This is a genomic window from Streptomyces sp. RK9, assembly GCF_045070545.1.
GTDB classification, from domain to species: Bacteria; Actinomycetota; Actinomycetes; order Streptomycetales; family Streptomycetaceae; genus Streptomyces; species Streptomyces alboflavus.
This window is the reverse complement of sequence record NZ_CP173703.1, coordinates 4,491,122-4,511,698: the sequence shown is the minus strand read 5'-3', so window position 1 is coordinate 4,511,698 and position 20,577 is coordinate 4,491,122. Positions and strand designations below refer to the sequence as shown.

The 20,577-nt window shown below is 72.9% G+C and carries 22 protein-coding genes; 11 read left to right on the top strand and 11 right to left on the bottom strand.

The features are described 5' to 3' along the window. Positions 1 to 76: 76 nt before the first annotated feature. A complete protein-coding gene (locus tag AB6L24_RS18465) occupies positions 77 to 604 on the bottom strand; it encodes a winged helix-turn-helix transcriptional regulator (RefSeq protein ID WP_405656521.1) in 528 nt (175 codons plus the stop codon). Between the two features lie 86 nt (positions 605 to 690). Between AB6L24_RS18465 and AB6L24_RS18460 the strand changes: the two genes are divergently transcribed. From AB6L24_RS18460 to AB6L24_RS18445, 4 genes are all read left to right on the top strand, one after another. Further along, positions 691 to 1,389 carry an SDR family oxidoreductase gene (locus tag AB6L24_RS18460; protein WP_405656519.1) on the top strand — a complete coding sequence of 233 codons (699 nt, stop codon included), beginning with the start codon at positions 691 to 693 and terminating at the stop codon, positions 1,387 to 1,389. Between the two features lie 44 nt (positions 1,390 to 1,433). After that, positions 1,434 to 1,859 (top strand): tautomerase family protein, encoded by a 426-nt coding sequence (locus tag AB6L24_RS18455; RefSeq protein ID WP_405656518.1) that lies wholly within the window; start codon positions 1,434 to 1,436, stop codon positions 1,857 to 1,859. Between the two features lie 211 nt (positions 1,860 to 2,070). Next, positions 2,071 to 2,415, top strand: coding sequence for a hypothetical protein (locus AB6L24_RS18450; protein ID WP_405656515.1), 345 nt, complete (start codon positions 2,071 to 2,073; stop codon positions 2,413 to 2,415). After that, on the top strand, positions 2,415 to 3,875 hold the full coding sequence (locus AB6L24_RS18445; RefSeq protein WP_405656513.1) for a M14 family zinc carboxypeptidase: 1,461 nt from the start codon (positions 2,415 to 2,417) through the stop codon (positions 3,873 to 3,875). The genes AB6L24_RS18450 and AB6L24_RS18445 overlap by 1 nt, the downstream gene beginning before the upstream one ends. Before the next feature lie 115 nt (positions 3,876 to 3,990). Here the strand turns inward: AB6L24_RS18445 and AB6L24_RS18440 are convergent, their stop codons facing one another. Both AB6L24_RS18440 and AB6L24_RS18435 read right to left on the bottom strand, forming a co-directional pair. After that, positions 3,991 to 4,875 (bottom strand): aldo/keto reductase, encoded by an 885-nt coding sequence (locus tag AB6L24_RS18440; protein ID WP_405656511.1) that lies wholly within the window; start codon positions 4,873 to 4,875, stop codon positions 3,991 to 3,993. 15 nt (positions 4,876 to 4,890) lie between these two features. Beyond that, positions 4,891 to 5,832, bottom strand: a complete 942-nt coding sequence (locus AB6L24_RS18435) for an NAD-dependent epimerase/dehydratase family protein (protein WP_405656508.1) — start codon at positions 5,830 to 5,832, stop codon at positions 4,891 to 4,893. A gap of 70 nt (positions 5,833 to 5,902) precedes the next feature. Between AB6L24_RS18435 and AB6L24_RS18430 the strand changes: the two genes are divergently transcribed. Further along, entirely contained in the window at positions 5,903 to 6,802 is a 900-nt protein-coding gene (locus AB6L24_RS18430) for a LysR family transcriptional regulator (protein WP_405656505.1), read from the top strand. A gap of 135 nt (positions 6,803 to 6,937) precedes the next feature. Continuing rightward, complete coding sequence (locus AB6L24_RS18425) at positions 6,938 to 8,134, top strand: serine hydrolase domain-containing protein (RefSeq protein ID WP_405656503.1); 1,197 nt, start codon at positions 6,938 to 6,940, stop codon at positions 8,132 to 8,134. A 92-nt stretch (positions 8,135 to 8,226) separates the two neighbouring features. Here AB6L24_RS18425 and AB6L24_RS18420 read toward each other — a convergent pair whose 3' ends face one another. Beyond that, positions 8,227 to 8,541 (bottom strand): ArsR/SmtB family transcription factor, encoded by a 315-nt coding sequence (locus AB6L24_RS18420; protein ID WP_405656500.1) that lies wholly within the window; start codon positions 8,539 to 8,541, stop codon positions 8,227 to 8,229. A 152-nt stretch (positions 8,542 to 8,693) separates the two neighbouring features. Here AB6L24_RS18420 and AB6L24_RS18415 point away from each other — a divergent pair, with 152 nt between their 5' ends. Further along, entirely contained in the window at positions 8,694 to 9,911 is a 1,218-nt protein-coding gene (locus tag AB6L24_RS18415) for an MFS transporter (protein ID WP_405656498.1), read from the top strand. Positions 9,912 to 10,002: 91 nt separating this feature from the next. After that, complete coding sequence (locus AB6L24_RS18410) at positions 10,003 to 10,380, top strand: hypothetical protein (protein ID WP_405656497.1); 378 nt, start codon at positions 10,003 to 10,005, stop codon at positions 10,378 to 10,380. A 142-nt stretch (positions 10,381 to 10,522) separates the two neighbouring features. On the opposite strand, the gene AB6L24_RS18405 is transcribed toward AB6L24_RS18410, so the two are convergent. Continuing rightward, on the bottom strand, positions 10,523 to 11,482 hold the full coding sequence (locus AB6L24_RS18405; RefSeq protein ID WP_405656494.1) for an SMP-30/gluconolactonase/LRE family protein: 960 nt from the start codon (positions 11,480 to 11,482) through the stop codon (positions 10,523 to 10,525). 111 nt (positions 11,483 to 11,593) lie between these two features. Here AB6L24_RS18405 and AB6L24_RS18400 point away from each other — a divergent pair, with 111 nt between their 5' ends. Together AB6L24_RS18400 and AB6L24_RS18395 are read left to right on the top strand one after the other, a co-directional pair. Then, complete coding sequence (locus tag AB6L24_RS18400) at positions 11,594 to 12,052, top strand: Lrp/AsnC family transcriptional regulator (protein ID WP_405656492.1); 459 nt, start codon at positions 11,594 to 11,596, stop codon at positions 12,050 to 12,052. A 194-nt stretch (positions 12,053 to 12,246) separates the two neighbouring features. Then, positions 12,247 to 12,654, top strand: a complete 408-nt coding sequence (locus AB6L24_RS18395; protein ID WP_405656490.1) for a rodlin — start codon at positions 12,247 to 12,249, stop codon at positions 12,652 to 12,654. Between the two features lie 52 nt (positions 12,655 to 12,706). Here AB6L24_RS18395 and AB6L24_RS18390 read toward each other — a convergent pair whose 3' ends face one another. The 3 genes from AB6L24_RS18390 to AB6L24_RS18380 form a co-directional block, all read right to left on the bottom strand. Beyond that, the gene (locus AB6L24_RS18390; protein WP_405656488.1) at positions 12,707 to 13,768 is read right to left on the bottom strand and encodes an aldo/keto reductase; all 1,062 of its coding nucleotides are present in this window, start codon (positions 13,766 to 13,768) and stop codon (positions 12,707 to 12,709) included. Between the two features lie 145 nt (positions 13,769 to 13,913). Beyond that, positions 13,914 to 15,146, bottom strand: a complete 1,233-nt coding sequence (locus tag AB6L24_RS18385; protein ID WP_405656487.1) for a GNAT family N-acetyltransferase — start codon at positions 15,144 to 15,146, stop codon at positions 13,914 to 13,916. Between the two features lie 155 nt (positions 15,147 to 15,301). Continuing rightward, positions 15,302 to 15,778: a hypothetical protein gene (locus AB6L24_RS18380; RefSeq protein WP_405656486.1), complete on the bottom strand. Its 477-nt coding sequence runs from the start codon at positions 15,776 to 15,778 to the stop codon at positions 15,302 to 15,304. Between the two features lie 174 nt (positions 15,779 to 15,952). Here AB6L24_RS18380 and AB6L24_RS18375 point away from each other — a divergent pair, with 174 nt between their 5' ends. Beyond that, positions 15,953 to 17,143, top strand: coding sequence for a helix-turn-helix domain-containing protein (locus tag AB6L24_RS18375; RefSeq protein WP_405656483.1), 1,191 nt, complete (start codon positions 15,953 to 15,955; stop codon positions 17,141 to 17,143). 30 nt (positions 17,144 to 17,173) lie between these two features. On the opposite strand, the gene AB6L24_RS18370 is transcribed toward AB6L24_RS18375, so the two are convergent. From AB6L24_RS18370 to AB6L24_RS18360, 3 genes are read right to left on the bottom strand one after another with little or no spacing between them, the layout of a single operon-like run. After that, complete coding sequence (locus AB6L24_RS18370; RefSeq protein ID WP_405656482.1) at positions 17,174 to 18,133, bottom strand: helix-turn-helix domain-containing protein; 960 nt, start codon at positions 18,131 to 18,133, stop codon at positions 17,174 to 17,176. Next, positions 18,040 to 18,702 carry a S26 family signal peptidase gene (locus AB6L24_RS18365; RefSeq protein ID WP_405656480.1) on the bottom strand — a complete coding sequence of 221 codons (663 nt, stop codon included), beginning with the start codon at positions 18,700 to 18,702 and terminating at the stop codon, positions 18,040 to 18,042. Before AB6L24_RS18365 ends, AB6L24_RS18370 begins: the two co-directional genes overlap by 94 nt. After that, on the bottom strand, positions 18,699 to 20,576 hold the full coding sequence (locus tag AB6L24_RS18360) for an ABC transporter ATP-binding protein (RefSeq protein WP_405656478.1): 1,878 nt from the start codon (positions 20,574 to 20,576) through the stop codon (positions 18,699 to 18,701). Before AB6L24_RS18360 ends, AB6L24_RS18365 begins: the two co-directional genes overlap by 4 nt. Position 20,577 lies beyond the last annotated feature (1 nt).

Sequence of the window (20,577 nt, the reverse complement as noted above, 5' to 3'; positions counted from 1 at the left end):
CGGTCCCGGCCCCGCGCGAACGGGGCCATCGGACCAAGGAGGCGCACGAGGACCCCACACCTCGCCCCCCGAACGATCAGCCGCGCGTGCCCTCGCGCGACCCGCCGGACTCGCCCCGGCCGCGCCGCCGGCCGGGGTTCAGCCGGATCTCGATGCCGTCCGACGTCGTCTCCTGGACCGGATCGGCGGTCACGCGGACGCCCAGCGCGCGGCCCGTGCCGGTCTCGACGAACGACAGGGGCGGGCGGCCGTCCTGCAGATGCCTGTCGCCCCACTGCATCAGCGACAGGAACACCGGCAGCAGGTCCTCGCCGGCCCCGGTCAGCCGGTACTCGTCGCGGGCCCGCCTGCCCGGCTCCTGATAGGGAACGCGCGCGACGACCCGCGCGGCCTCCAACTGCTTGAGCGCCCGCGACACCGCGGGCGCGGAGGTCCCGACCCGCGCCACGAAGTCCTCGAACCTCCGGGTCCCGTAGAAGCACTCGCGGACCACCAGGAACACCGTCTTCGTACTCAGCAGGCCGAGCACGCGCTCCGCCGAGCACCCGTCGCCGATCGACCAGGCGTCCCGGTCCCGCAGCCGCTCCTCGAACTCCATCGCCATGAGACCAGTGTAACTAACGCTTGCATTATCCAGGGGATGCGTGCTTGCATCTCACTAACGTCTTCGTTAGCCAGATGGAGGATGCTGTGGTTGCAGTAGCGGGCAAGGTGGCCGTGGTGACCGGCGGCCGGCGCGGCCTAGGGGCGGCGCTGGTGGACGAGTTGCTGGCGCGCGGGGCGCGGAAGGTGTACGCCACCGCGCGCTCGGCGTACGTCGACGACCGCCCCGAGGTGGTCACCGCCGAACTCGAGGTCCGCTCGGCGGAGTCGGTCGCCGCCCTGGCGGAGGTGGCCGCCGACGCCGAGATCGTGTTCAACAACGCCGGTGTCCTGCTGCCGGCCGCACTCCTGACGGGCGACCTCGACGACGCCACGAAGACCTTCGACGTGAACGTCCTCGGGCCCCTGCGGGTGGCGCGGGCGTTCGCGCCGGTCCTGGCCGCGGGCGGCGGGGGCGCGCTCGTGAACATGCACTCGGTGCTGTCCTGGCTGGCGGGCAGCGGCGCCTACGGAGCATCCAAGGCCGCGGCGTGGTCGGTCACGAACTCCCTCCGCGTCGAACTGGCCGCCCAGCACACCCAGGTCGTGGGCGTGCACTCCGGATTCATCGACACCGACATGGTCTCCGCCCTCGACCGGCCGAAGGCCTCCCCCGCCGAGATCGCCGCCCGGATCGTCGACGGCGTCGAGGCCGGGCACACGGAGGTGCTCGCCGACGACGTCACCGTCGGCGTCAAAGCGGCGCTCTCCGGCCCCGTGGAGCACCTGACCATCCCGGCCGCCTGACGCCCCGCCACCCCGTCCCCGCACACGAGGAGCACCGAACCGCCATGCCCCTGTGGACCATTCACCACACCCCCGGCGTCTTCACCGACGACGAGAAGCACCACCTCGCCGCCCGCGTCGCCGACCACTACGAAGCCGTCGGGCTGCCCCGCTTCTACGTGGTCACGCTGTTCCACGAAACCCGGCCCGAGGACTTCTACGTCGGCGGGGAGCCCGCCCCGGCCGGGGTCCGCGTCACCATCGACCACATCGCCCGGCGCAACCCCGACCAGGAGGCACGCCGCCGCACCGCCCAGTGGATCAAGCGCATGCTGCAGCCGGCCCTCGAACGGCACCCGGGGCTGCACTGGGAGTTCCACGCCGACGAGACCAGCGAGGACCTCTGGATGATCAACGGCATCGTGCCGCCCCCGGGAGGCTCCGACGCCGAGAGGACATGGGCGGAGTTGAACTCGGCGTCCCCGTACTGATCGGCGGCGTCGGATCCACGGGATCCGGGGCCGTCCGCAGGCAGTCCACCGGCAGCGCGGAGGCAGACCGGAGACAGACCGGAGACGGTCCGGAGGCAGCAACTACCGCTTGTGGCAACGGCGTTGACAGCCGACCTGGGCTGTCCCATCGTCGACAGCGGTGGGTGGCCGGACCGCGCAGGACCCATCGGCCGCCCGTGAGGAGACGGCCATGAGCGAGCCATCCGGACACGCACAGCGACCTCCGTCCCGGGGCGCCGGGGGCGAGAGCCCGGCGGTGCGTTTCGACGCCACGGTCCACCCCGGAGCGGCGAGCCGCGACCTGCGCGGCGTCGCCGATCTGGACCTGGACCGGATCCCCGACCCGGAGGGCGCTGTCCGGGTGCTCGTCACCGCCGACGAGTGCCGCCGCCTGCTGGAGCGCGGCTACGAAGTCCGCCTGCACGCCCCGGTGCGCGTGCGGCCCCTGCCCGCCGAGCTGGTGGCGCAGGACGACGCGGTGCGGGCCTGGCTGGAGGAACGGCTCCAGGGCATCGGGCGGGCGGGGGGTGCGTGATGTACCGGACGGTCCCCCAGCTCGACTCGGTGATCTCCCAGCTCGCCACCTCGTTCCCGCAGCTGTGCACGAGGGTCCAGCTGCCCGAGCCCTCCGTCCAGGGGCGCCCCGTGTTCGCGCTGCGGCTGCGCGGCGGCCCGGGCGGCAACCGCCGCGGCGTCCTGTTCGTGGGCGGCACCCACGCGCGCGAACTGATGAACCCCGACGCCCTGGTGGAACTCGCCGTCGACCTCATCACGAGCTACCTCGACGGCACTCCCGTCGTGTACGGCGGCCGGACCTGGACCGCCCTGGACGTCAAGCTCGTCCTGGAGAGCCTCGACGTGTGGATCGTGCCCTGCGTGAACCCCGACGGGCGCCACCGGGTGCTGACCGTCGACGACATGTGGCGCGGCAACCTCCGCGACAACCCGGGGACCCCGTGCGACGGCGTCGACCTCAACCGCAACGCGGACTTCGTGTGGGGCGTGACGGAGGGGCAGACCTCGTGCAACCCGTGCAGCGAGGTGTTCGCCGGGTCCGGCGCGTTCTCCGAACCGGAGACCCGCAACATCAAGCACCTCCTCGACACGCGGCACATCCACAGCTTCGCGGACGTGCACTCGTTCTCGGAGCTCGTCCTCTATCCGTGGGGCCACGCCCCCAGCCAGACCGACGACCCGGCGCAGCGGTTCACCGGCCTGCCCACCGGAACCTGCGCCCCGATCGGCGCCCCGGGCCACCGGGAGTACATCACCCCCCGCGACCAGCTCCGCTTCACGACGGTCGCGCAACGGGTCGTCGAGGCGATCGCGGCGGTGCGCGGGCGGACGTACACCCCGCAGACAGGCCGGGCGCTGTACGCCACCACCGGCACCCAGAGCGACTACGTCTACAGTCGGCACATCGCGAACCCCGCGCTGCACAAGACGTACGGCTTCACCCTGGAGACGGGCCCACGGGCCGAGACCGTCGAGGACTCCTTCCACCCCCGCGACCCCACCCTCATCAAGCGCGACGCCAAGGCGGGCGTGCTCGCCCTCGCCCAGCAGAGCGTCTGCGCCTTCGACCTGATCGGGGTGCGGCTGCTCGGACGCCGGGCCGAGGTGGACGCGGTGCGCCGGGTCCGCGACGAACAACTCGCGACGACGGAGCCCGGCAGGGAGTGGATCACTCTGATCGAGCGGGTCGAACTGCCCGTCGCCGGCTTGCTGTTGGCCGACGAACGGCTCGCGGGCCGGGCCGCCGCGCTGATCGAGCGCGCGGGGAAGCTGGTCGCGGACGAGAAGCTCTCGGTGACCGACGAGGACGCCGACCAGGGCCTCGCGCTCCTCGCCGAACTCGCCGAGCGGGCCGGGGCGAAGGACGAGCAGGTGCGCGTCGATCTGAAGGCCGTCGGTACGGCCCTGGACCGCGCGCGGAGGGTGCCGTCGGCCGAGGTGGTGCGGGACCTGATGGAGCGGGGCCCGTCGTCGAAGTGACGGGCCCCGGGACAGCAGGGCGCCGACCGGCCGCGCGAGACCGCCCGGCGCCTTCACCGGGTACCGGCGCCCCACTGGGGACCTCCCAGGCCTCGGCGCAGTTCCGCACGGGAACTCAACCCGGCAGCGCTTCCCCCAGCAGCGCCAACTCCCCTGCGCTCAGAACGAGTTCCGCAGCCCGCGCCGAGTCACTGATCGACGCCGGACGGCTCGCCCCCGGCACCGGGATCACCGCCGGGGACCGGCTCAGGAGCCAGGCCAGGGCGACCTGCTGCGGGCTGACGCCGTGCTCGGCCGCGACGCGGTGGAAGGCGGTGCCGACGGAGGACGGGCCGGAGGGTCCGTCGAGGGAGCTGCGGGAGATGCCGCCGAGGGGGCTCCACGGCAGGAACGCCAGGCCGAGCTCCGTGCTCAGCTCCAGTTCGGCCTCGCTGTCCCGGACGGCGGGCGAGTACTGGTTCTGTACGGAGACCAGTCCGTCGCCGAGGATCTGCCGCGCCTCGCGGATCTGGTCGACGGTCACGTTCGAGATGCCGGCGGCGCGGACGGTGCCCGCGTCGAGCAGCTCGCGCAGGGCGCCGACGGACTCCGCCCAGGGCACGGCGGGGTCCGGCTTGTGCAGCTGGTAAAGCCCGATCGCGTCGACCCCGAGACGCTTGGCGGAGGCCTCGGCGGCACGCTTGAGGTGGGCCGGGGTGCCGGTCACGGTCCAGCTGCCGTCGCCGGGCCGCCCGCGGCCGCCCTTGGTCCCGATGAGGACGTCGGAGGTGTCACCGCCGTAGCGGGCGAGGGCGCGGGCGATGAGGAGTTCGTTGTGGCCCACCTCGTCGGCGTGCCAGTGGTAGCTGTCGGCGGTGTCGATGAACGTGACACCGGCGTCGAGGGCGGCGTGGACGGTGGCGAGAGCGCGCGCCTCGTCCGGGCGGTGCTCGATGGACAGCGGCATGGCGCCCAGGCCGATGGCGCCGACGGCGGTGTCTCCGATGAAGCGGTGTCGCATGGCGGTTCGGGATCCTCAGGCAGTGGGGACGGCGGACGCGGTGAGGGCTTCGGCGACGGCGCCGGGCAGCCAGTCGGTCGTACGGGAGAAGGCGAAACCCAGCTGTTTCGCACGGGAGTTGCTCATGGCGTAGTGGCGGTCGATGGAGAACGGTGAGGCGGCGTCGCCCGCCCTGACGGTCTCGTGGACGGGCTCGCGGCCGGTCTGCGCGGCGACGGTCGCGGTCAGGTCGTGCACGTCGAGCAGCCCGTCGGAGCAGGCGTTGACGGGACCGGTGAAGTCGGTGGCGGTGGCCGCCCAGAGCAGCAGGTCGGCGAGTTCCTCGTGGTGGATGAACACCGTCGGCAGCGCGTCCGCGTGCACGGCGATGGCGTCGCCTCGGGCGATGCGCTCGGTGTAGTACGCCAGTCGGCCGGTGAACTCCTGCTCGCCGCCGCCCAGTACGTGCGCGCTGCGCACAGCGGTGAACGCGAAGCCGCCCGCCCGGGTGAGGACGGCCTCCGCCTGCCGCTTGCCCTCGGCGTAGTGCGCCTCCAGGTAGGCCTCGTCGTGCCAGGGCAGGTCCATGGCGACCTGCCAGGCGCGCGGGTCGACGGTCGCCTCGGGCACCGGGGTGCCCGCCGGCACCGTCGGCAGCGCGGCGGTCGCCGGGTCGTAGACCTCGATCGTGGAGGTCATGACGTAGCGCCGGGTGCGGTCGGCGAAGGCGCGGGCGGCGATCGCGGCCTGTACGGGGGTGTAGCAGACCTGGTCGACGACCGTGTCGAAGGTGCGGGGGCCGAGCGCGGCGACCAGGGCGGCCTCGTCGTCGCGGTCGGCGACCAGGTGCTCGACGCCGGCGGGCGGACGGGTGGAGCCGCGGTTGATCACGGTGACCTGGTGGCCGTCCGCCCGCAGGCGTTCGACCAGGAGCCTCCCGAAGTAGCGGCTTCCGCCGATGACACAGATCCGTTGCATGTCTCCACTCTGGACACCTACTGTCACCAGCAGAAGTGGTGGCTTACTGGAATCGCTTTAAGGAAAACTGTTGATCGATGTGCAGCGGCTCCGCGTCCTGCGGGCGGTGGCGGACCACGGCAGCTTCAGCAAGGCCGCCGCGGCCCTCCGCCTCACCCCCTCCGCCGTCTCCCAGCACGTGGCGGTCCTCGAACGCAGCCTCGGCGCCCAGGTCGTGGCGCGCAGCACGCGCGGGGTCACCCTCACCCGGGCGGGCCAGATCATGGTCGGGGCCGCCGAGTCCGTCGCGGCCGAGCTGGAACAGGCCAGGCAGCAGGTCGAGCGGCTGCGCACGGGCCGCGTGCAGCTCACCGTCGCCACCTTCAGCAGCGGCGGCAGGCACCTGCTGCCCGGCGTGCTCCCCCGGCTGACGGCGGCCCACCCCCACACCCAGGTCCACATCAGGGAGGGCGAGCCCGAGACCACCCTGCCGCTGGTCCGCCAGGGCGCCGTCGACCTCGCGCTCGCCTACCACTTCGACGGCCCGCTGCCCCTCGGGCCCGTCTCGGCCGGCCTGCGGTGGACCCCGCTCATGGAGGATCCCCTGCTCGTCGTCCTGCCCGAAGGGCACCGCCTCGCCGCCCGCGCGTCGCTCGGCATCGGCGAGCTCGCGGCGGAGCCCTGGGTGCTCGGCTGTCTCAAGACCGAGGCACACCTGCGCCGTTACGCCGAGCAGGCGGGCTTCGAACCGGACGTCCGCGGCACCACCACCGACTACTTCTTCGCCCGTTCGCTCGTCGCCGCGGGTCTGGGAATCTCACTGATCCCCTCCATCGCGCTCGTCCCGCCCGTGCCGGGTCTGCGCGCCGTCCCGGTCCAACCGCCCGCTCCGGCACGGCACATCGGCGTCGCCACGCTCGACCGCCGTCACGAAAGCCCCCACCTCACGACGCTCCTCGACGCACTCCGCGAGCAGGCCGACGGGGGTTAGCCCCCGCACCGAACCGGAGGGTCGCCTCATCGCGGCGGCTCCCCTTCCGGGGACATCGTGGGAACCGCAGGCACATGGAGCGCACGCACCTCACGCCCTCCGTGTCCGTCCTCACGACGACCCCAGGGAGCAGAAGTGAGCAAGCACAGGCGTGTGTGGCGAGGCGGAGTCACGCTGGTCGTCGCGGTCGGTGTCGCGATGGGCACACTGACGGCCGCCGACCTGCCACGCAAGGACACCACGGCTGCGGCCGAGTCCGCCGCTCGCACGAGCGTCTCGACGACCACCGGCACCGCCGACCAGGCGCGGCTGCGTGCGCTCCTGCGGCGACTGACCACGGTCGACGGCGGGCCGGGCGCGCTCATCGCGATGCGCGACCGGCGCGGCAGCACGGTGCTGACCAGCGGTGTCGCGGACGTGCGGAGTCACGCCCCGGTGCGCGGCGACAGCAGGTTCCGGATCGGCAGCATGACCAAGACGTTCGTGGCGACGGTCATGCTCCAGCTGGTCGGAGAGGGACGTGTGGTCCTGGACGCGCCGGTGGAGCGCTATCTGCCCGGTGTCGTACGCGGACACGGCAACGACGGCCGCCGCATGACGGTCCGTCAGATCCTCCAGCACACCAGCGGCGTACCCGACATCCTCACCTATCTGGACCCGCAGGAGATCATCAAGAACCCGCTCGCCCACCACGACACCCGCGACCTCGTGAAGACCGCGCTCGCCCATCCCCCGACCTTCAAGCCGGGCAGGGGCTGGCGCTACTCCAGCACGGGCTACCTCCTGGCAGGCATGATCATCGAGAGGGTCACGGGAGAGCCTTACGGCGACGAGATCCAGCGGCGCGTCATCGACCCGGTCGGCCTGCACGCGACCTACGTCCCGGGGGACGCGCCGGAGATCCCCGGACCGCACCCGCGCGGCTACGTACGGCCGGGCAAGGACGCGCCGCTCATCGACCTCACCGCCCTCAACCCCTCCGTCGCCGGGGCGGGCGGCGAGATGATCTCCAGCGGTGCCGACGTCAACCGGTTCCTGGACGCACTCCTGCGCGGCAAGCTGCTCCGCCCGGCCCAGCTCCGGGAGATGATGCGGACCCGCCCGACGGGCAACCCGGACGGCCGGGCGTACGGTCTGGGCCTGGAGAGCAGGCCCCTGCCGTGCGGCGGCCGCTACTGGGGGCACAGCGGCGACATGTTCGGTTACGAGACGGTGGCCGGGGCCACGGCCGGCGGCAGGCAGGCGACGGTCATGGTGAACGTCGACCCGGGCGGCACGGACGCGCAGAGCGCCGACATGAAGGCGGCTGTCCGGACGGCGCTCTGCAAGTGAGGCGGTCCGCCCCGAAGCAGAGGGGGGCCTCCTCGGTCACCGCGCACGAGAGGCCTCCGTCTCGCCTTCCTTCGCGACCGCCCGGGCGCGCGTCAGTCCGACCGGAGCTGGGTGAGCACCGCGTCGAGCAGGCCGGGGAAGCGGTCGTTCACGTCGTCGCGGCGCAGGCTGACGTACCGTGACCGGCCCTCGACCGTGGTCCAGGTGAGTCCGGCCTCGCGGAGCACGCGGTAGTGGTGGGACATCGTCGTCTGGTGGACGTCGATGGTCTCGCTGATGCCCGAGCAGCTCTCCCGGCCGCTGTCGGCGAGGCGGGCCAGGATCGCGAGGCGGACCGGATCCGCCAGCGCGTGGAGGATCTCGACGAGCTTGATCTCGTCCTTCGCCGGCTGGGTCACCGCACGCATGACCGGTCCGTCCGTCCTGTCCGTCGCCCTGTCCATGGCTGCACGGCCGTCAGGCTAGCCCACACATTGATACATGGACAACCATCCATGCGTTGGTTACGTTGTGGGCGCGTCGAACCGCCCGACGCACCGTGCCGCGGAATGGATGGCCCATGTACAGACGCCTGTTGCCCCTCGCCCTCGCGACGTTCGCCGTCGGCACCGACGGCTTCGTGATCGCCGGACTCCTCCCCGCCATCGCCGACGACCTGGACGTCAGCGTGCCCACGGCCGGGCAGCTCGTCACGGTCTTCGCGCTGACCCTCGCGGTCGCCGCCCCCGTCCTCGGCTGGGCGACCAGCGCCCTCGACCGCCGCACCGCCCTGCTCCTGGCGCTCGGCGTCTTCGTCGTCGGCAACGCCGCCACGGCCCTCGCGACCTCGTACGGCGCCGTCATGACCGCCCGCGTCGTGACCGCGGCCGGGGCCGGGATCATCTCCTCCACCGCCTCCAGCGCGGCGGTGGCCGTCGCGCCCCCGGAACGCCGGGGCCGGGCCCTCGCGTTCGTGCTCGGCGGGCTCACGCTCTCCAGCGCGATCGGCCTCCCGCTGGGCACCCTCATCGGGCGCGGCGACTGGCACCTGACGCTGTGGGCCGTCGCCGCGTTGGGTGCCGTGGCCGCGCTCGGCATCGCGTTCGGCATTCCGCGGATCACGCTGCCCGCCGCCACGTTCAGGGCCCGGCTCGCTCCCCTCAAGGACCGGTGGGTCCTCGGGGTCCTGACCGTCACCATGCTCGCCCTCACCGGGACCTACCTGCTCTACACCTACATCGCGCCCGCCCTCGCCGAAGTGACGGGCGGCTCCGAGGCCACGCTCACCGCCGTGCTCTTCGTCTTCGGGCTCGGGGTCCTCGGCGGCAACCTGCTCGCCGGGCGGCTCTCCGACCGGCACCGGCCCGAGCGGGTCCTGCTCGGGAGCCTCGCCGCCGCCGTCGTCGTGCTCGCCACCGGCCGCGCGGCCGTGGAGACGCTCGGGACCGCCTTCGTGTGGACGGCGGCACTGGGCCTGTGCGCGGGCATACCCGTGGTCCCGCAGCAGGCCCGGCTCATCGCCCACGCCCCGGCGGCCACACCGGTGCTCCTCGGCCTCAACGCCTCGGCGATCTACGTCGGCGTCGCCCTGGGCGGGGCACTCGGCGGGCTCGCGCAGCAGGCGGTCTCGCCCGCGTGGCTCGGCGTACCGGCGGCGGGAGTCACCGCTCTGGGGCTCCTCGTGGCCCTGGCCAGCACGCGCGGCAGGACCGGCGCGGGGCAGGACGGCACCGAGCGGGCCGCGACACGGCACGACACGGCTCCGACCGACCGCGGCCAGGTCACCTCGCCCAACTGAGCCCGGATGTCGGAGCCTTGGCCTACCTATCGCCGGGGACCCGCTCGCCGCCCGGTACCCCGACGCCGAGAACGAGATCGACAAGGTGGCGGTGGCGGTCGTCGACGGGCGCGTGGTCCTCGCCTCGGTGCGGGGCGAAGGACCGCCGCGATTCGTCACGGGCTCGCAGTACGTGGGCCAACTCCTGCTCCGGGAACCGTCCGGCCGCACCCCACCGGTCGAAGTCCCCAACGACCTCTACGACATCACGAGCCTCGCCGCCGCGTGGGTCGACGGCCGCTCACTGGTCGCGTCCGGCGGCGACCAGGTCGACGTATGGGATCTGGCACGCGACGAGCAGGTCGCGTCGTTCGACTCGTACGAAGGCGATGTCGTGGCCGCCTCCTTCGCGCGGCTCGGTGACCGCCCCGTCGTGGTCGCGTCCTGGCCTTGGACACCGCTGCCGTCGGCGCTCGGGCCATCGCGGTGACCGGCTCCGAGGAGCGGACGGCGGCGGCGCCGTGCACGTCTGGGACCTGGCCGCGGCGGTGTCGGCGCGCGGGTCGCGATGGCGGTGGGGACGGTGCGCGGGGCGCCGCGTGAGACGTACATCCGAGGGGTCACTCAGGCGGTCACCGGGGCGTCGCGTCGAGCCAAGGGCGGCGCCCCGGTCCGGTCGGGTGGGTGCCGGTGACGCCCATGACCACCGAGTAGAGGCTGGTCTCCGCCGTGATGAAGAGGCGGTTGCGCTTGACGCCGCCCCAGGAGATGTTGGCGACCGCCTCGGGGACGTCCAGCCGCCCGATCAACGTGCCGTCGGGGTCGTAGCAGTGCACGCCGTCGTCCATCGCGGCGGCCCACAGCCGGCCGCCGTCGTCGAAGCGGAGGTTGTCGAAGCGGGCGGCCTCGCGGGCGGCGGCCGCGGCGAAGACCTCGCCGTCGGACAGCGTGCCGTCGTCCCGTACGTCGAAGACCCGGATGAGGCCCGCCCGGGTGTCGGAGACGAACAGGCGCCGCTCGTCCGCCGAGAACACCAGGCCGTTCGGGGCGCCGAAGCAGTCCGCGACCAGCCGCACTTCGCCCGTGCCGGGATCGACGCGGTAGACGTTGTTGGCGCCGATCTCGCTCTGCGCGCGGTAGCCCTCGTAGTCACTGGTGATGCCGAAGTCCGGGTCGGAGAACCAGATCGACCCGTCGGACTTCACGGTGGCGTCGTTCGGGCTGTTCAGCCGCTTGCCCTGCCAACGGTCGGCGAGCACCGTGATCGTGCCGTCGTGCTCGGTGCGGGTCACCCGCCGGTTGCCCTGCTCACAGCTGATCAGGCGGCCCTCGCGGTCGAGGGTGTTGCCGTTCGTGTGCCCGGCGGACCGGCGGAAGACGCCGACCGCGCCGGTCTCCTCGTCCCACCGCAGCATGCGGTCGTTCGGGATGTCGCTCCAGACGACCTGTCGCCAGGCGGGCACATAGAGGGGCCCCTCGGCCCAGCGGCAGCCGGTGTACAGGACCTCGAGCCCGTCGTCGCCGTTCATGCACCGCCCGGTCCGGAACCGGTCGTCGAACATCTCGTACAACGCGGGGCGCTCGCTGCTCATGGCGCCTCCCCCTTCCACAGTGACATCCAGAAGAACCGAAGAATCTTCGGCCATGAGCATAGGTTGCAGAATGGCGTATGGTCACTGACAGTCCTCAATGAATGGAATGCAATGGATCACATCGACCGCGCTCTGCTGGAGCAGCTCCAGCAGGACGCCACCCAGCCCTATGCCGCCCTCGGCCAGGCCGTGGGCCTCTCCGCCGGTGCCGCCCACGAGCGGGTGCGGAAGCTGCGTGAGCGCGGCGTGATCCTGCGCACCGCGGCCGAAGTGGACCCGGCGGCGGTCGGCGGCGGCGTGCTGGCCTTCGTGACGGTCGACTCGACCTCCTGGATGGGCGACACCGCGGAGAGCTTCGCCGCGCTCCCCGAGGTCCTCGAGGCGCACGTCATCGCGGGCAGCGCGTCCGTCCTGGTGAAGGTCAGGACCGCGACCACACGGCAACTGCAGGACGTGCTGCGGCGGTTGTACGCGATCGACGGTGTCAGCGGCACGCAGGCGACGGTGGTCCTGGAGACGTTCTTCGAGCGCCCCGTGTCGCCCCTGACCGCAGCCGCCGAGCAGGACTGACCACGCGCCGGGAGGCCGCCGCGGCCCGGGGCCCCCTCCCGTGCCGCGTCAGCCATTCGGCCTCATCACATGGGGTGATCGTCGTCAGCCCCACCACGCCGACATCCTGCCAATGGGCGAATATCCCCCAACTCAGGGCATCGGAGGATGTATTGATTCATGTCTCCCTGACCGAAGCTCTGCACTGGAGTGACATGCACATCCGTAACCTCCCCTACGCCCTCAGCGTCGCCGCCATCGCCCTCACCGGGGCCACCGGGAGCGCCGCCGCCATCGGTGACGACGAGGGCACCTCCAGCCTGAGTGGCAACGGCGCCGAGCAGGCGTTCGGCAACAACGTCACCAAGGGGAACCTGAGCGCGCAGGGGGCCGCGGTCCAGGGCTCGTTGAACAAGCTCTGCCTCGGCGTGCCCGTCAAGGCGAACGCGGGCGCCATCGTCGGCATCCTCGTCCCGGTCGCGGTCCAGGACATCCCGATCCTCTCGGCCCCGCAGAACCAGCAGTGCGCCGAGAACTCCACGCAGGGCAAGGGCGACGAGCCGGGGTCGCACATCCTCGAGGACATCTCCGCGCTCTCCGGCAACGGCGCGAACAACCACTGAGCCGAGCGTCCTGCGGGTCGCGTGACGCGGCCCGCAGGGCGTCGCCCGAGGGTCAGCGGCGGGCTTCGACCACCATGTCGCCGTGGAGCAGCGTGCGGACGAAGTCACCGGCGAGCAGGGCGTGCGGGAACCCGAGGTCGATCGCGCTCGCCGCGTCGAGGCGGTCCAGTTGGGCGGCGGTGAAGTCGACCTCCAGGGCGCCGAGGTTGCTCCTCAGCTGGGCTGGGGTGCGGGCGCCGATGACGGGTGCCGTCACGGCCGGGTTCCGCAGGGTCCAGGCGAGGCCGACCTGGGCGGGCGTGCGGCCCAGCTCCGCGGCGACCTCCTTCACCACGTCCACGATCGCGAAGTTGCGCTCGCTCAGCGCGCCGCCCGCGACGGTGACGCTCTTGCGGGTGCCGTCGGCGGCGACGTCCGTCGCGGTCAGGTCCGCGCGGCTGTACTTGCCGGTGAGCACCCCGCCGCCGAGCGGTGACCACGGGACGACGCCCAGGCCGAGCTCGCGCGCCATGGGGATCAGGTCGCGCTCCCCGGCCCGCTCGATCAGGCTGTACTCGATCTGCAGCGCGACCAGCGGCGACCAGCCGCGCAGGTCGGCGACCGTCTGCATGCGCGCCACCTGCCAGGCCGGGGCGTTGGAGATCGCCACGTACAGGACCTTGCCCTGGCGGACCAGGTCGTCCAGGCCGCGCAGGATCTCCTCGACCGGCGTCACGGCGTCCCACAGGTGCAGATAGAGCAGGTCGACGTAGTCCGTCCGCAGGCGGCGCAGGCTGGTCTCCACCGAGGCGAACAGGTTCTTGCGGTGGCCGCCCCCCGAGTTGGGGTCGCCGGGGCGGCGCAGCGTCGAGTACTTCGTCGCGAGGACCAGGCTCTCGCGGCGGCCGTGGGCGAATTCGCCCAGCAGCCGCTCGGAGCTGCCCTCGGTGTAGGTGCTCGCGGTGTCGATGAAGTTGCCGCCGCGCTCGACATAGAGGTCGAACAGCTTGCGGGCCTCGTCCTGCTCGGCGCCCCAGCCCCACTCGGTGCCGAAGGTCGCCGCGCCGAGCGCCAGCGGTGAGACCCGCAGCCCGGAGCGGCCGAGGAGCCGGTAGGTGTCGAGAGTGAGCGGCATCGTGTCCTCCTGTGCTTGATCCGTTGCCGGGAACAAGCCTGTGACGGCCGCGAGCCAGGGGTAAGGGAGAGATCTTCCTGGGACTGCCGGTCCTACCCTGGACACCGGGGAACGGGGCGGTGCTGCGCGGGACCGTGGTGCGCGGTCAGAACCAGTGCAGGCAGTACGGGGCGCGGTCGGTGCGGAAGAGGGCGTCGGCGCGGGTGGCCGCGGCCGGGTGGTGGGCCCGGATGTGCCCGGCCCGTAGAAGCGTGCTCGGGGCGGTGCCGCCGAGGTAGAGCGAGGCCAGGTCGCTCACGTCCAGGGACAGGTCGGGTTCCCGGTCCGTCGGGACGCAGTCGGCCTTGCCGTCCCTGACGGTCAGGAGGTGGCGGCTCCGCTCGCCGAGGAAGGGGTCGTCGACGTCGAGGACCAGCTCGCCGTCCTCGAACCAGCCGCGGGCGGTGAGCGCGCGGGGGATGTCCAGGAGCCGTACCCAGAGCCCGTCGGTGTCGTCGCTCACCTGACCGGCCCGGAAGTCCGCGAGCTGCCAGCGCAGGGGATGGTCGGGCGGGAAGTTCTTGAACACGACCTGGGTGATCAGGTCGTGGCCCAGGACGAATCCGGCCAGGGCCGTGGCGGCGTCGTCGTCGACGGCGATGGTCTCGTCGACCGTCAAGGTGGTGTCGGGGTCGCCGAGCGCGTAACTGGCGTAGCCGTCCGGGACGCCGTCGGCGTCGCGGTGCACGGCGACGTAGCGGGGCGCCGGGGAGACCGGGGGCTGTCCCGCGCCCAGGGCCCACCAGCGGTGCGGCCGGGACAGGGCGCCCGGCTGGGCGCGGCGGTAGCGGTCGTACACCTCTTCGAGGATCTCGCCGCACTCGCTGCGCCGCAGCACCTCGACGGAGCCGGGGTCCGCGCCGGTCGCCGCGGACGCGACCGTTCCGTGCGCGCGGGGCCGGGCGAGAGCGGCCTTGTGGCGCGGCACCGTGAGGCGCTGTGTGCGGGTCGCCGGTCCGTAGCCGAACCTGCGGTAGATCACGGCTTCGGACGCGAGCAGCACCGAGAGGAACTCGCCGCGCGCCCGCAGCTCGGTGAGCTGGTGCCGCATCAGCGCGCTGAGCACGCCCTGGCGTCGGTGCGACGGCAGGACACCGACGCCGGTGACCCCGGCGGCCGGGACGAGGACCTCTCCGGGCAGGGTCAGGTCGAAGGAGTACGCGGCGGCGGTGCCGACAGGGCGTCCGTCCGCCGCCACGGCGAACAGGCCGCGGTCCATTTCGAGCGCCGCCCACCAGAGGCCGCCGCCGGGCAGGGCATCCCGAAACCGTCCGAACGCGGCGAGCATGGTGTCGACGAAGACGTCGAAGTCCTGGTCGGTCGTGGGGCGGATGTCCATGGCTGCCGTTGCCTCCCGAATACGCGCACCACTGCCCGTGGTGTCGCGCCTCAGTGCAACGTCACCCTGTGGCCGGGTCAATCGAATTACGGCCGGGCGGGCGTGAACGTCGCCCGCCCGGCCGCAGCACTCCGGTCTCGTCCTGTCCCGTCCGCTCAGGACGGGCGTTCCCGGTGGTACACCGACCAGTCGCTCGGTGGATACGTGGCCTCCGGTGCGGAGAGGGCCACGTCCACGGCGAGGCCGATGTCGTCGGAGAAGAAGTCGTCGAGGTCGCGGATCATCTCGAGGCCCCGCACGGTGCCCTCGCCGAGCGGACGCTTCATGCGGTCCACCCCTGAGGGCACGCCCACCGGCTTCCGGCGGGCCATCGACACCGCGTGGTCGGCCCGCTTGTCCAGGCCGAACGCGATGTACCCGGCGCCCAGAGCGAGGTACTTGAGCGCGTCCTGCACGCCGCGGGACAGTTCACCGATCCCGTGCATGGTCTGCATGGGGCTGCCCGCCGAGCTGTCCCCGTACGGTGCCGGGCCGTGCAGTTCCTCCAGCCGTCTCCGCTCGCCCTCGAACAGCTCCAGAGCCTCGTTCAGCGCCCGTCCCACGCGGCCGAGTTCGCCCAGGTCATGGATCATGCGATGTGCCCTTCCCGTCAACTGCTGCGACTGTACGGCCGATTGCGGTGCCCTCACGGGCTGTCGCGCACTGCAGACCGGTTGTAGTGACGGACTGCGGGATTTCGCACACAAACGGAACCGCGATTGATCCTTTCAGCGTCTCGGACTCGGGACCTGAGCAACAGGACTGGAATGGGGCAGGTGGAGATGGCGTCGCTCGCGGAGCTGCTTCGGGAGTTCAAGGAGCGGTCCGGGCTCAGCTACGGAGTGCTGGCCAAGCGGCTCCAGATGAGTACGTCCACGTTGCACCGGTACTGCAACGGGGACGCGGTGCCCACCGACTTCGGGCCGGTGGAGCGGTTCGCCCGGCTCTGCGGGGCGACGCCGGAGGAGCTGGTCGAGGTCCACCGGCGGTGGATCCTGGCGGACGCGGACCGGGGGCGCAAGACGGAACCTCCGGCGGCCGGCGCACCGGCGCCCGCGCCGAAGAAGGAACCGGAGCCGACGCCACAGCCGGAGCCGCAGCCGACGAAGGAGCCCGAGCCGAAGGCCGAGCCCCCGCAGAAGCCGGAGGCCGAGCCGCAGCCCGAGCCCGTGCCGAGCCCCAGCCCTCCGGCACCCTCCCCGCCCCCGTCCCCCGCACGCCGACGCCGCCGGACCCTCGTCCTCGCGGCCTCCGTCGCCGCGGTTCTGGGCATCGGCTCCGCCGCCGTCCTCATGAACGGCGGCGATGACGACGACAAGGGCCCCGCGGCCGGTCGCGCGCGGGGCGCAGACTCCGGCGCGCCGCTGACCGCCCGCACCGAGCCCTATGCGTACGAGGACGGCTGCGCGCCCAGCTTCCTGGTGAACCGGAAGCCGGACGAGGTGCCGCGGCCGCCCGTCGAGCAGGACGCGCCGGGCTGGGTGGGCGACCTCGGCGCCGTGCCGGCCGGCGACCAGTACGTCGAGGTCACCGTGCAGGGCCTGGGCAAGGAGACCGTCGTCCTGCAGGACATGAACGTCCGCGTGCAGGGCACGGACGCGCCGCTGGACTGGAACACCTACCAGATGGGGTCCGGCTGCGGCGCCGAGGCGTCCACCCGGTCCTTCGCCGTCGACCTCGACGAGGCGGCCCCGCGCGTCACGACCACGGCGGGCCAGCGCGACTTCCCGTACAAGGTCAGCGAGAGCGACCGCGAGGTGTTCCGCGTCAGGGCGAGCACGAAACTGCACGACGTGCGCTGGTACCTGGAGTTGGAGTGGTCCAGCGGCGACCGGCACAGTGTGCTGCGCGTCGACGACCAGGGCAAACCGTTCCGCACCAGCAGCAAGGCGGGGCGCCCCTCGTACAGCTGGCAGGGCGCGTCGACGTGGGAGCGGGAGGGGGCGCGGGACCGCTGAGTCCGTCTGCGGGGTGCTGCGGTGAAGGGCTCAGGGCGCCGGCTCGATGACGAAGACGTGGTGGGGCTTGGCCTCGCACGGCCGCATCACCACGGCGGTGTTCGCCGTCTTCTTCGCCCCCTTGACGGCCATGCACCCTTGGCCCTCCACCCGCAGGGTGTACCGGCGGCTGCCGTCCGCACCGGTGGGTTCGATGTGGAAGCGGCTGGCCTGGTCGCAGGCCTCCCACGGCTCCAGCAGACCGGCGACGGCCGTGCCGTCCAGGGCCTTCAGGCACGCGCGACCGTGATCGGGGTGGTACCAGCGGATCCGGTAGTTGCTCCCGCCCAGCGGTTCCAGCAGGGTCTCCTGCGGGGCCGTTTCGCCGCAGGGGCGCTGGACGGCCACCAGCGGTTCGTACCCGCGCACCCGGCCGTCCGTGACGCACATCCCGTCGGCGACGACGGGACGGATCTGCACCCGTCCGCCCGGCAGGCGCGGCCAGACGCTCGCGCTCGCCGCCGCCGGGCCGCCGTCTCCCCCGTTCCCCGCCTTCCCTCCGTCACCGGCGTCCCCGGTGGAGAGGACCGACCAGGCGGTGACGGCCGCGGTGAGGGCCGCCACCGCCATCGCGACCACCACGACGCGCGAGGGGACACGCAGCCGCAGTATGTTCACCAACACGTTCACAGGGAACCTGGCCCGCTCGTCGACTGCCGTGGGCCCGGCCCCCTTGCGCGCGAGGGCCTCCCACGCCTCGATCCACTCGTCCGCTCGCCCGGCGTCCCCGCACGCCCGCACGAACGCGCCCAGCAACTCGGGGCGGGGCGCACGCCGTCCGCCGAGCACCTCCGCGAGCGTGCTGCGCGCCAGCACCTCGCCCCGTTCGGCGGCCCGGTCCTCCAGCTGTCGGTACGTCAGGCCCGACCGCTCCTTGAGGTCCCGCAGGGCCGCGATGAACTCGTCGGCGGTGGTGGCCTGTTGAGGACCTGAGTCACCTTTCTCCCCCATGGCCGCCATAGTCGCCTCGCACGCCGCGTGCGGGCAACCCGCTGCGTCGACTCCCGGACAGCCTCCGGGGCGCGGCCGCGCTGTCGTCCGCTGCGGGGGCGCGGGGGTGGAGTGCGGCCTCCGACCACCGTGCCGAGGACGCGTTCCACGGCGAAGTAGCCCGCGTGGCGCGAGTCGTAGCTGTGCTCCGGGTTGTCGCCGAGCAGCACGAGGCGGCCGGGCGGCACGAGGGGGCCTGCCGCCGGGTCCAGGCCCGGTACGCGGTCCAGCGGGACCGGGTCGCCGGGGACGGCGGCCACGCGTTTGATGATCCACCGTCCGCCCGGCACCGTGTGGTCCACCGCTGCCGGACGCCTGCTCCCACGCGGCGGGTGGTCCGCGAGCACGACCACCCGCCCCACCGTGATGCTTCCGCCCCGGTGTACGAGGACCCGGGCTCCGTCCTCGTACACGGGCTCCATGCTGCTGCCGCGCACGGTCACCCGGACCACCGCGTGCCGCAGCAGCACCGCGACGCCCGCGAGGCCGAGTACGGCGGCGGACGCGGCCCGGTAGCCGCGGGCCGTCATCGGTGGACCGCTTCCTCGACGGCGGGGCCGCTCTCCGCGGTCCGGTAGCCCGACGCCTGCAGGGTGAACAGCCGCGCGTACTCCCCGCACACGGCCATGAGGTCGGTGTGGCTGCCCTGTTCGACGACCTGTCCCCCGGCCAGGACCACGATCACGTCGGCCTCCCTGACCGAGCCGAGGCGGTGGGAGATCAGCAGGCTGGTCCGGCCGCGGCGGTGCGCCCGCAGCGCCTCCTGGATCTCCGCCTCGGCCTGCGCGTCGAGGCCGGACGCCGGTTCGTCCAGGACCATCAGGTCCCGCTCGTCCCGCAGGAACGCGCGGGCCAGCGCGAGGCGCTGCCACTGGCCGCCGGAGAGCACGACGCCGGTGGCCGCCTCGCCGTCCTCCGACAGCGTGGGGAAGCGCCGGGACAGCAGGGTGTCGTACTGCCGGGGCAGCGTGGACAGCTTGTGGTGGATCCCGGCCCGCGCGGCCGCCCCCTGGATCCGTCCGGTGTCGTCGAAGGCGTCGAGGTCGCCGAGGCCGATGTTCTCGGCGGCCGTCATGTCGTACGCCATGTAGTCCTGGAACGCCGCGCCGATCCGCGTGCGCAGCTGCGCCGGGTCGGCGTCGCGCAGGTCGACGCCGTCCCAGAGGATCGTCCCGCGCGTCGGGTCGTAGAACCGGCACAGGAGTTTGACCAGGGTGGACTTGCCGGAGCCGTTCAGTCCCACGAGCGCGAGGGACTCGCCGTGCCGGAGCCGGAAGCTGACCCCGCGCAGCACCCAGGGGTGTTCGTCGGAGTACCGGAACCACACGTCGCGGAACTCGACGCCCTGACGCAGCGCGGGCAGCGGGGCCGGGGCTGCGGCCACCGGCAGGTCCGGGGCGCAGCCGACGATGTCCAGATAGTGCTCGAACAGCATCAGGGCCTCGTGGCAGCCCGCGACGTGTCCCGCGACGGCGGTGAGCGCGGCCTGCACCCCGGCCACCGCCGCGATGAAGATCGCGATGTCGCCCACGGAGAGGTGCCCCGAGCGCGCCGCGAGGACGGCCCACACCACTCCCCCGCCGGAGACCAGCGCGGCGAGCAGCGCGAGCCCGGACTGGACGAGTGCTTCCCGCCGGTCGAGGTGCGCGTTGGCCGCGTTGACCGTCCGGCGGTCCGTGAGCATCCGGCCCTGGAGGAAGGCGCCGATGCCGAAGAGCCGTACCTCCTTGGCGGCTTCGACCGTCGAGAGGAGTCGGCTGTAGAAGATCTCCCGTCGTTCCGTGGGCCCCATGTCCCAGTGCAGGCGCACCCGTTGGCGGGACAGGAGCAGTTCGGCGACGAGCGCGGGCACTCCCGCGAGGAGCACCAGCGCGGTCATGGTGGGGCTGAGGACGAAGAGCGAGCCGAGGAAGCCGGTGACCGTGAGCGCGGACTGGACGAGGCCGAGGATGCCGTTGACCGCCTGGCCGGGTCCGGTGCTGCTCGCGTACTGGGCGAGGCGCAGCCGGTCGAGGAAGGTGGGGCTCTCGAACCGTTCGAGCCCCACGAATCCGTTGACGGCCGTGGACAGGCGGGCCTGCGTCAGGAGGCCGACGGCGCGGTCGAGTTGGGCCCGCAGGTACTGGTTGACGTGCCCGGTCACCGCGGTCACCACGCCGACGCCCGCGAGTCCCGCCGCCAGGCCGACGAGCGTGGCCGCCGACGCGCCGCCGTCCGTGAGGCCGTCCAGGGCGAGCTTGGTGAGCCAGGCGCCCGCCACGGGCAGCGCGCCCGCGGCGAGCGTCAGGAGGACGTGGCCGGTGAAGACCGCGGGTGCCGACCGTGCCGCGAGGGCGACGGCCGCCGCCGCGTACCGGGGAAGGCGCGTGCGGCCCGCCCGCCCCGGGCCGGGGGCGGGGGGCATG

What these genes read in the sequence shown, in the direction of transcription:
- AB6L24_RS18465 (WP_405656521.1), bottom strand. Translation starts at nt 604, where the DNA reads ATGGCGATGGAGTTCGAGGAGCGGCTGCGGGACCGGGACGCCTGGTCG.
- AB6L24_RS18455 (WP_405656518.1), top strand. Translation starts at nt 1,434, where the DNA reads ATGCCCCTGTGGACCATTCACCACACCCCCGGCGTCTTCACCGACGAC.
- AB6L24_RS18450 (WP_405656515.1), top strand. Translation starts at nt 2,071, where the DNA reads ATGAGCGAGCCATCCGGACACGCACAGCGACCTCCGTCCCGGGGCGCC.
- AB6L24_RS18445 (WP_405656513.1), top strand. Translation starts at nt 2,415, where the DNA reads ATGTACCGGACGGTCCCCCAGCTCGACTCGGTGATCTCCCAGCTCGCC.
- AB6L24_RS18440 (WP_405656511.1), bottom strand. Translation starts at nt 4,875, where the DNA reads ATGCGACACCGCTTCATCGGAGACACCGCCGTCGGCGCCATCGGCCTG.
- AB6L24_RS18435 (WP_405656508.1), bottom strand. Translation starts at nt 5,832, where the DNA reads ATGCAACGGATCTGTGTCATCGGCGGAAGCCGCTACTTCGGGAGGCTC.
- AB6L24_RS18420 (WP_405656500.1), bottom strand. Translation starts at nt 8,541, where the DNA reads ATGCGTGCGGTGACCCAGCCGGCGAAGGACGAGATCAAGCTCGTCGAG.
- AB6L24_RS18415 (WP_405656498.1), top strand. Translation starts at nt 8,694, where the DNA reads ATGTACAGACGCCTGTTGCCCCTCGCCCTCGCGACGTTCGCCGTCGGC.
- AB6L24_RS18405 (WP_405656494.1), bottom strand. Translation starts at nt 11,482, where the DNA reads ATGAGCAGCGAGCGCCCCGCGTTGTACGAGATGTTCGACGACCGGTTC.
- AB6L24_RS18400 (WP_405656492.1), top strand. Translation starts at nt 11,594, where the DNA reads ATGGATCACATCGACCGCGCTCTGCTGGAGCAGCTCCAGCAGGACGCC.
- AB6L24_RS18395 (WP_405656490.1), top strand. Translation starts at nt 12,247, where the DNA reads ATGCACATCCGTAACCTCCCCTACGCCCTCAGCGTCGCCGCCATCGCC.
- AB6L24_RS18390 (WP_405656488.1), bottom strand. Translation starts at nt 13,768, where the DNA reads ATGCCGCTCACTCTCGACACCTACCGGCTCCTCGGCCGCTCCGGGCTG.
- AB6L24_RS18385 (WP_405656487.1), bottom strand. Translation starts at nt 15,146, where the DNA reads ATGGACATCCGCCCCACGACCGACCAGGACTTCGACGTCTTCGTCGAC.
- AB6L24_RS18380 (WP_405656486.1), bottom strand. Translation starts at nt 15,778, where the DNA reads ATGATCCATGACCTGGGCGAACTCGGCCGCGTGGGACGGGCGCTGAAC.
- AB6L24_RS18375 (WP_405656483.1), top strand. Translation starts at nt 15,953, where the DNA reads ATGGGGCAGGTGGAGATGGCGTCGCTCGCGGAGCTGCTTCGGGAGTTC.
- AB6L24_RS18370 (WP_405656482.1), bottom strand. Translation starts at nt 18,133, where the DNA reads ATGGGGGAGAAAGGTGACTCAGGTCCTCAACAGGCCACCACCGCCGAC.
- AB6L24_RS18365 (WP_405656480.1), bottom strand. Translation starts at nt 18,702, where the DNA reads ATGACGGCCCGCGGCTACCGGGCCGCGTCCGCCGCCGTACTCGGCCTC.
- AB6L24_RS18360 (WP_405656478.1), bottom strand. Translation starts at nt 20,576, where the DNA reads ATGCCCCCCGCCCCCGGCCCGGGGCGGGCGGGCCGCACGCGCCTTCCC.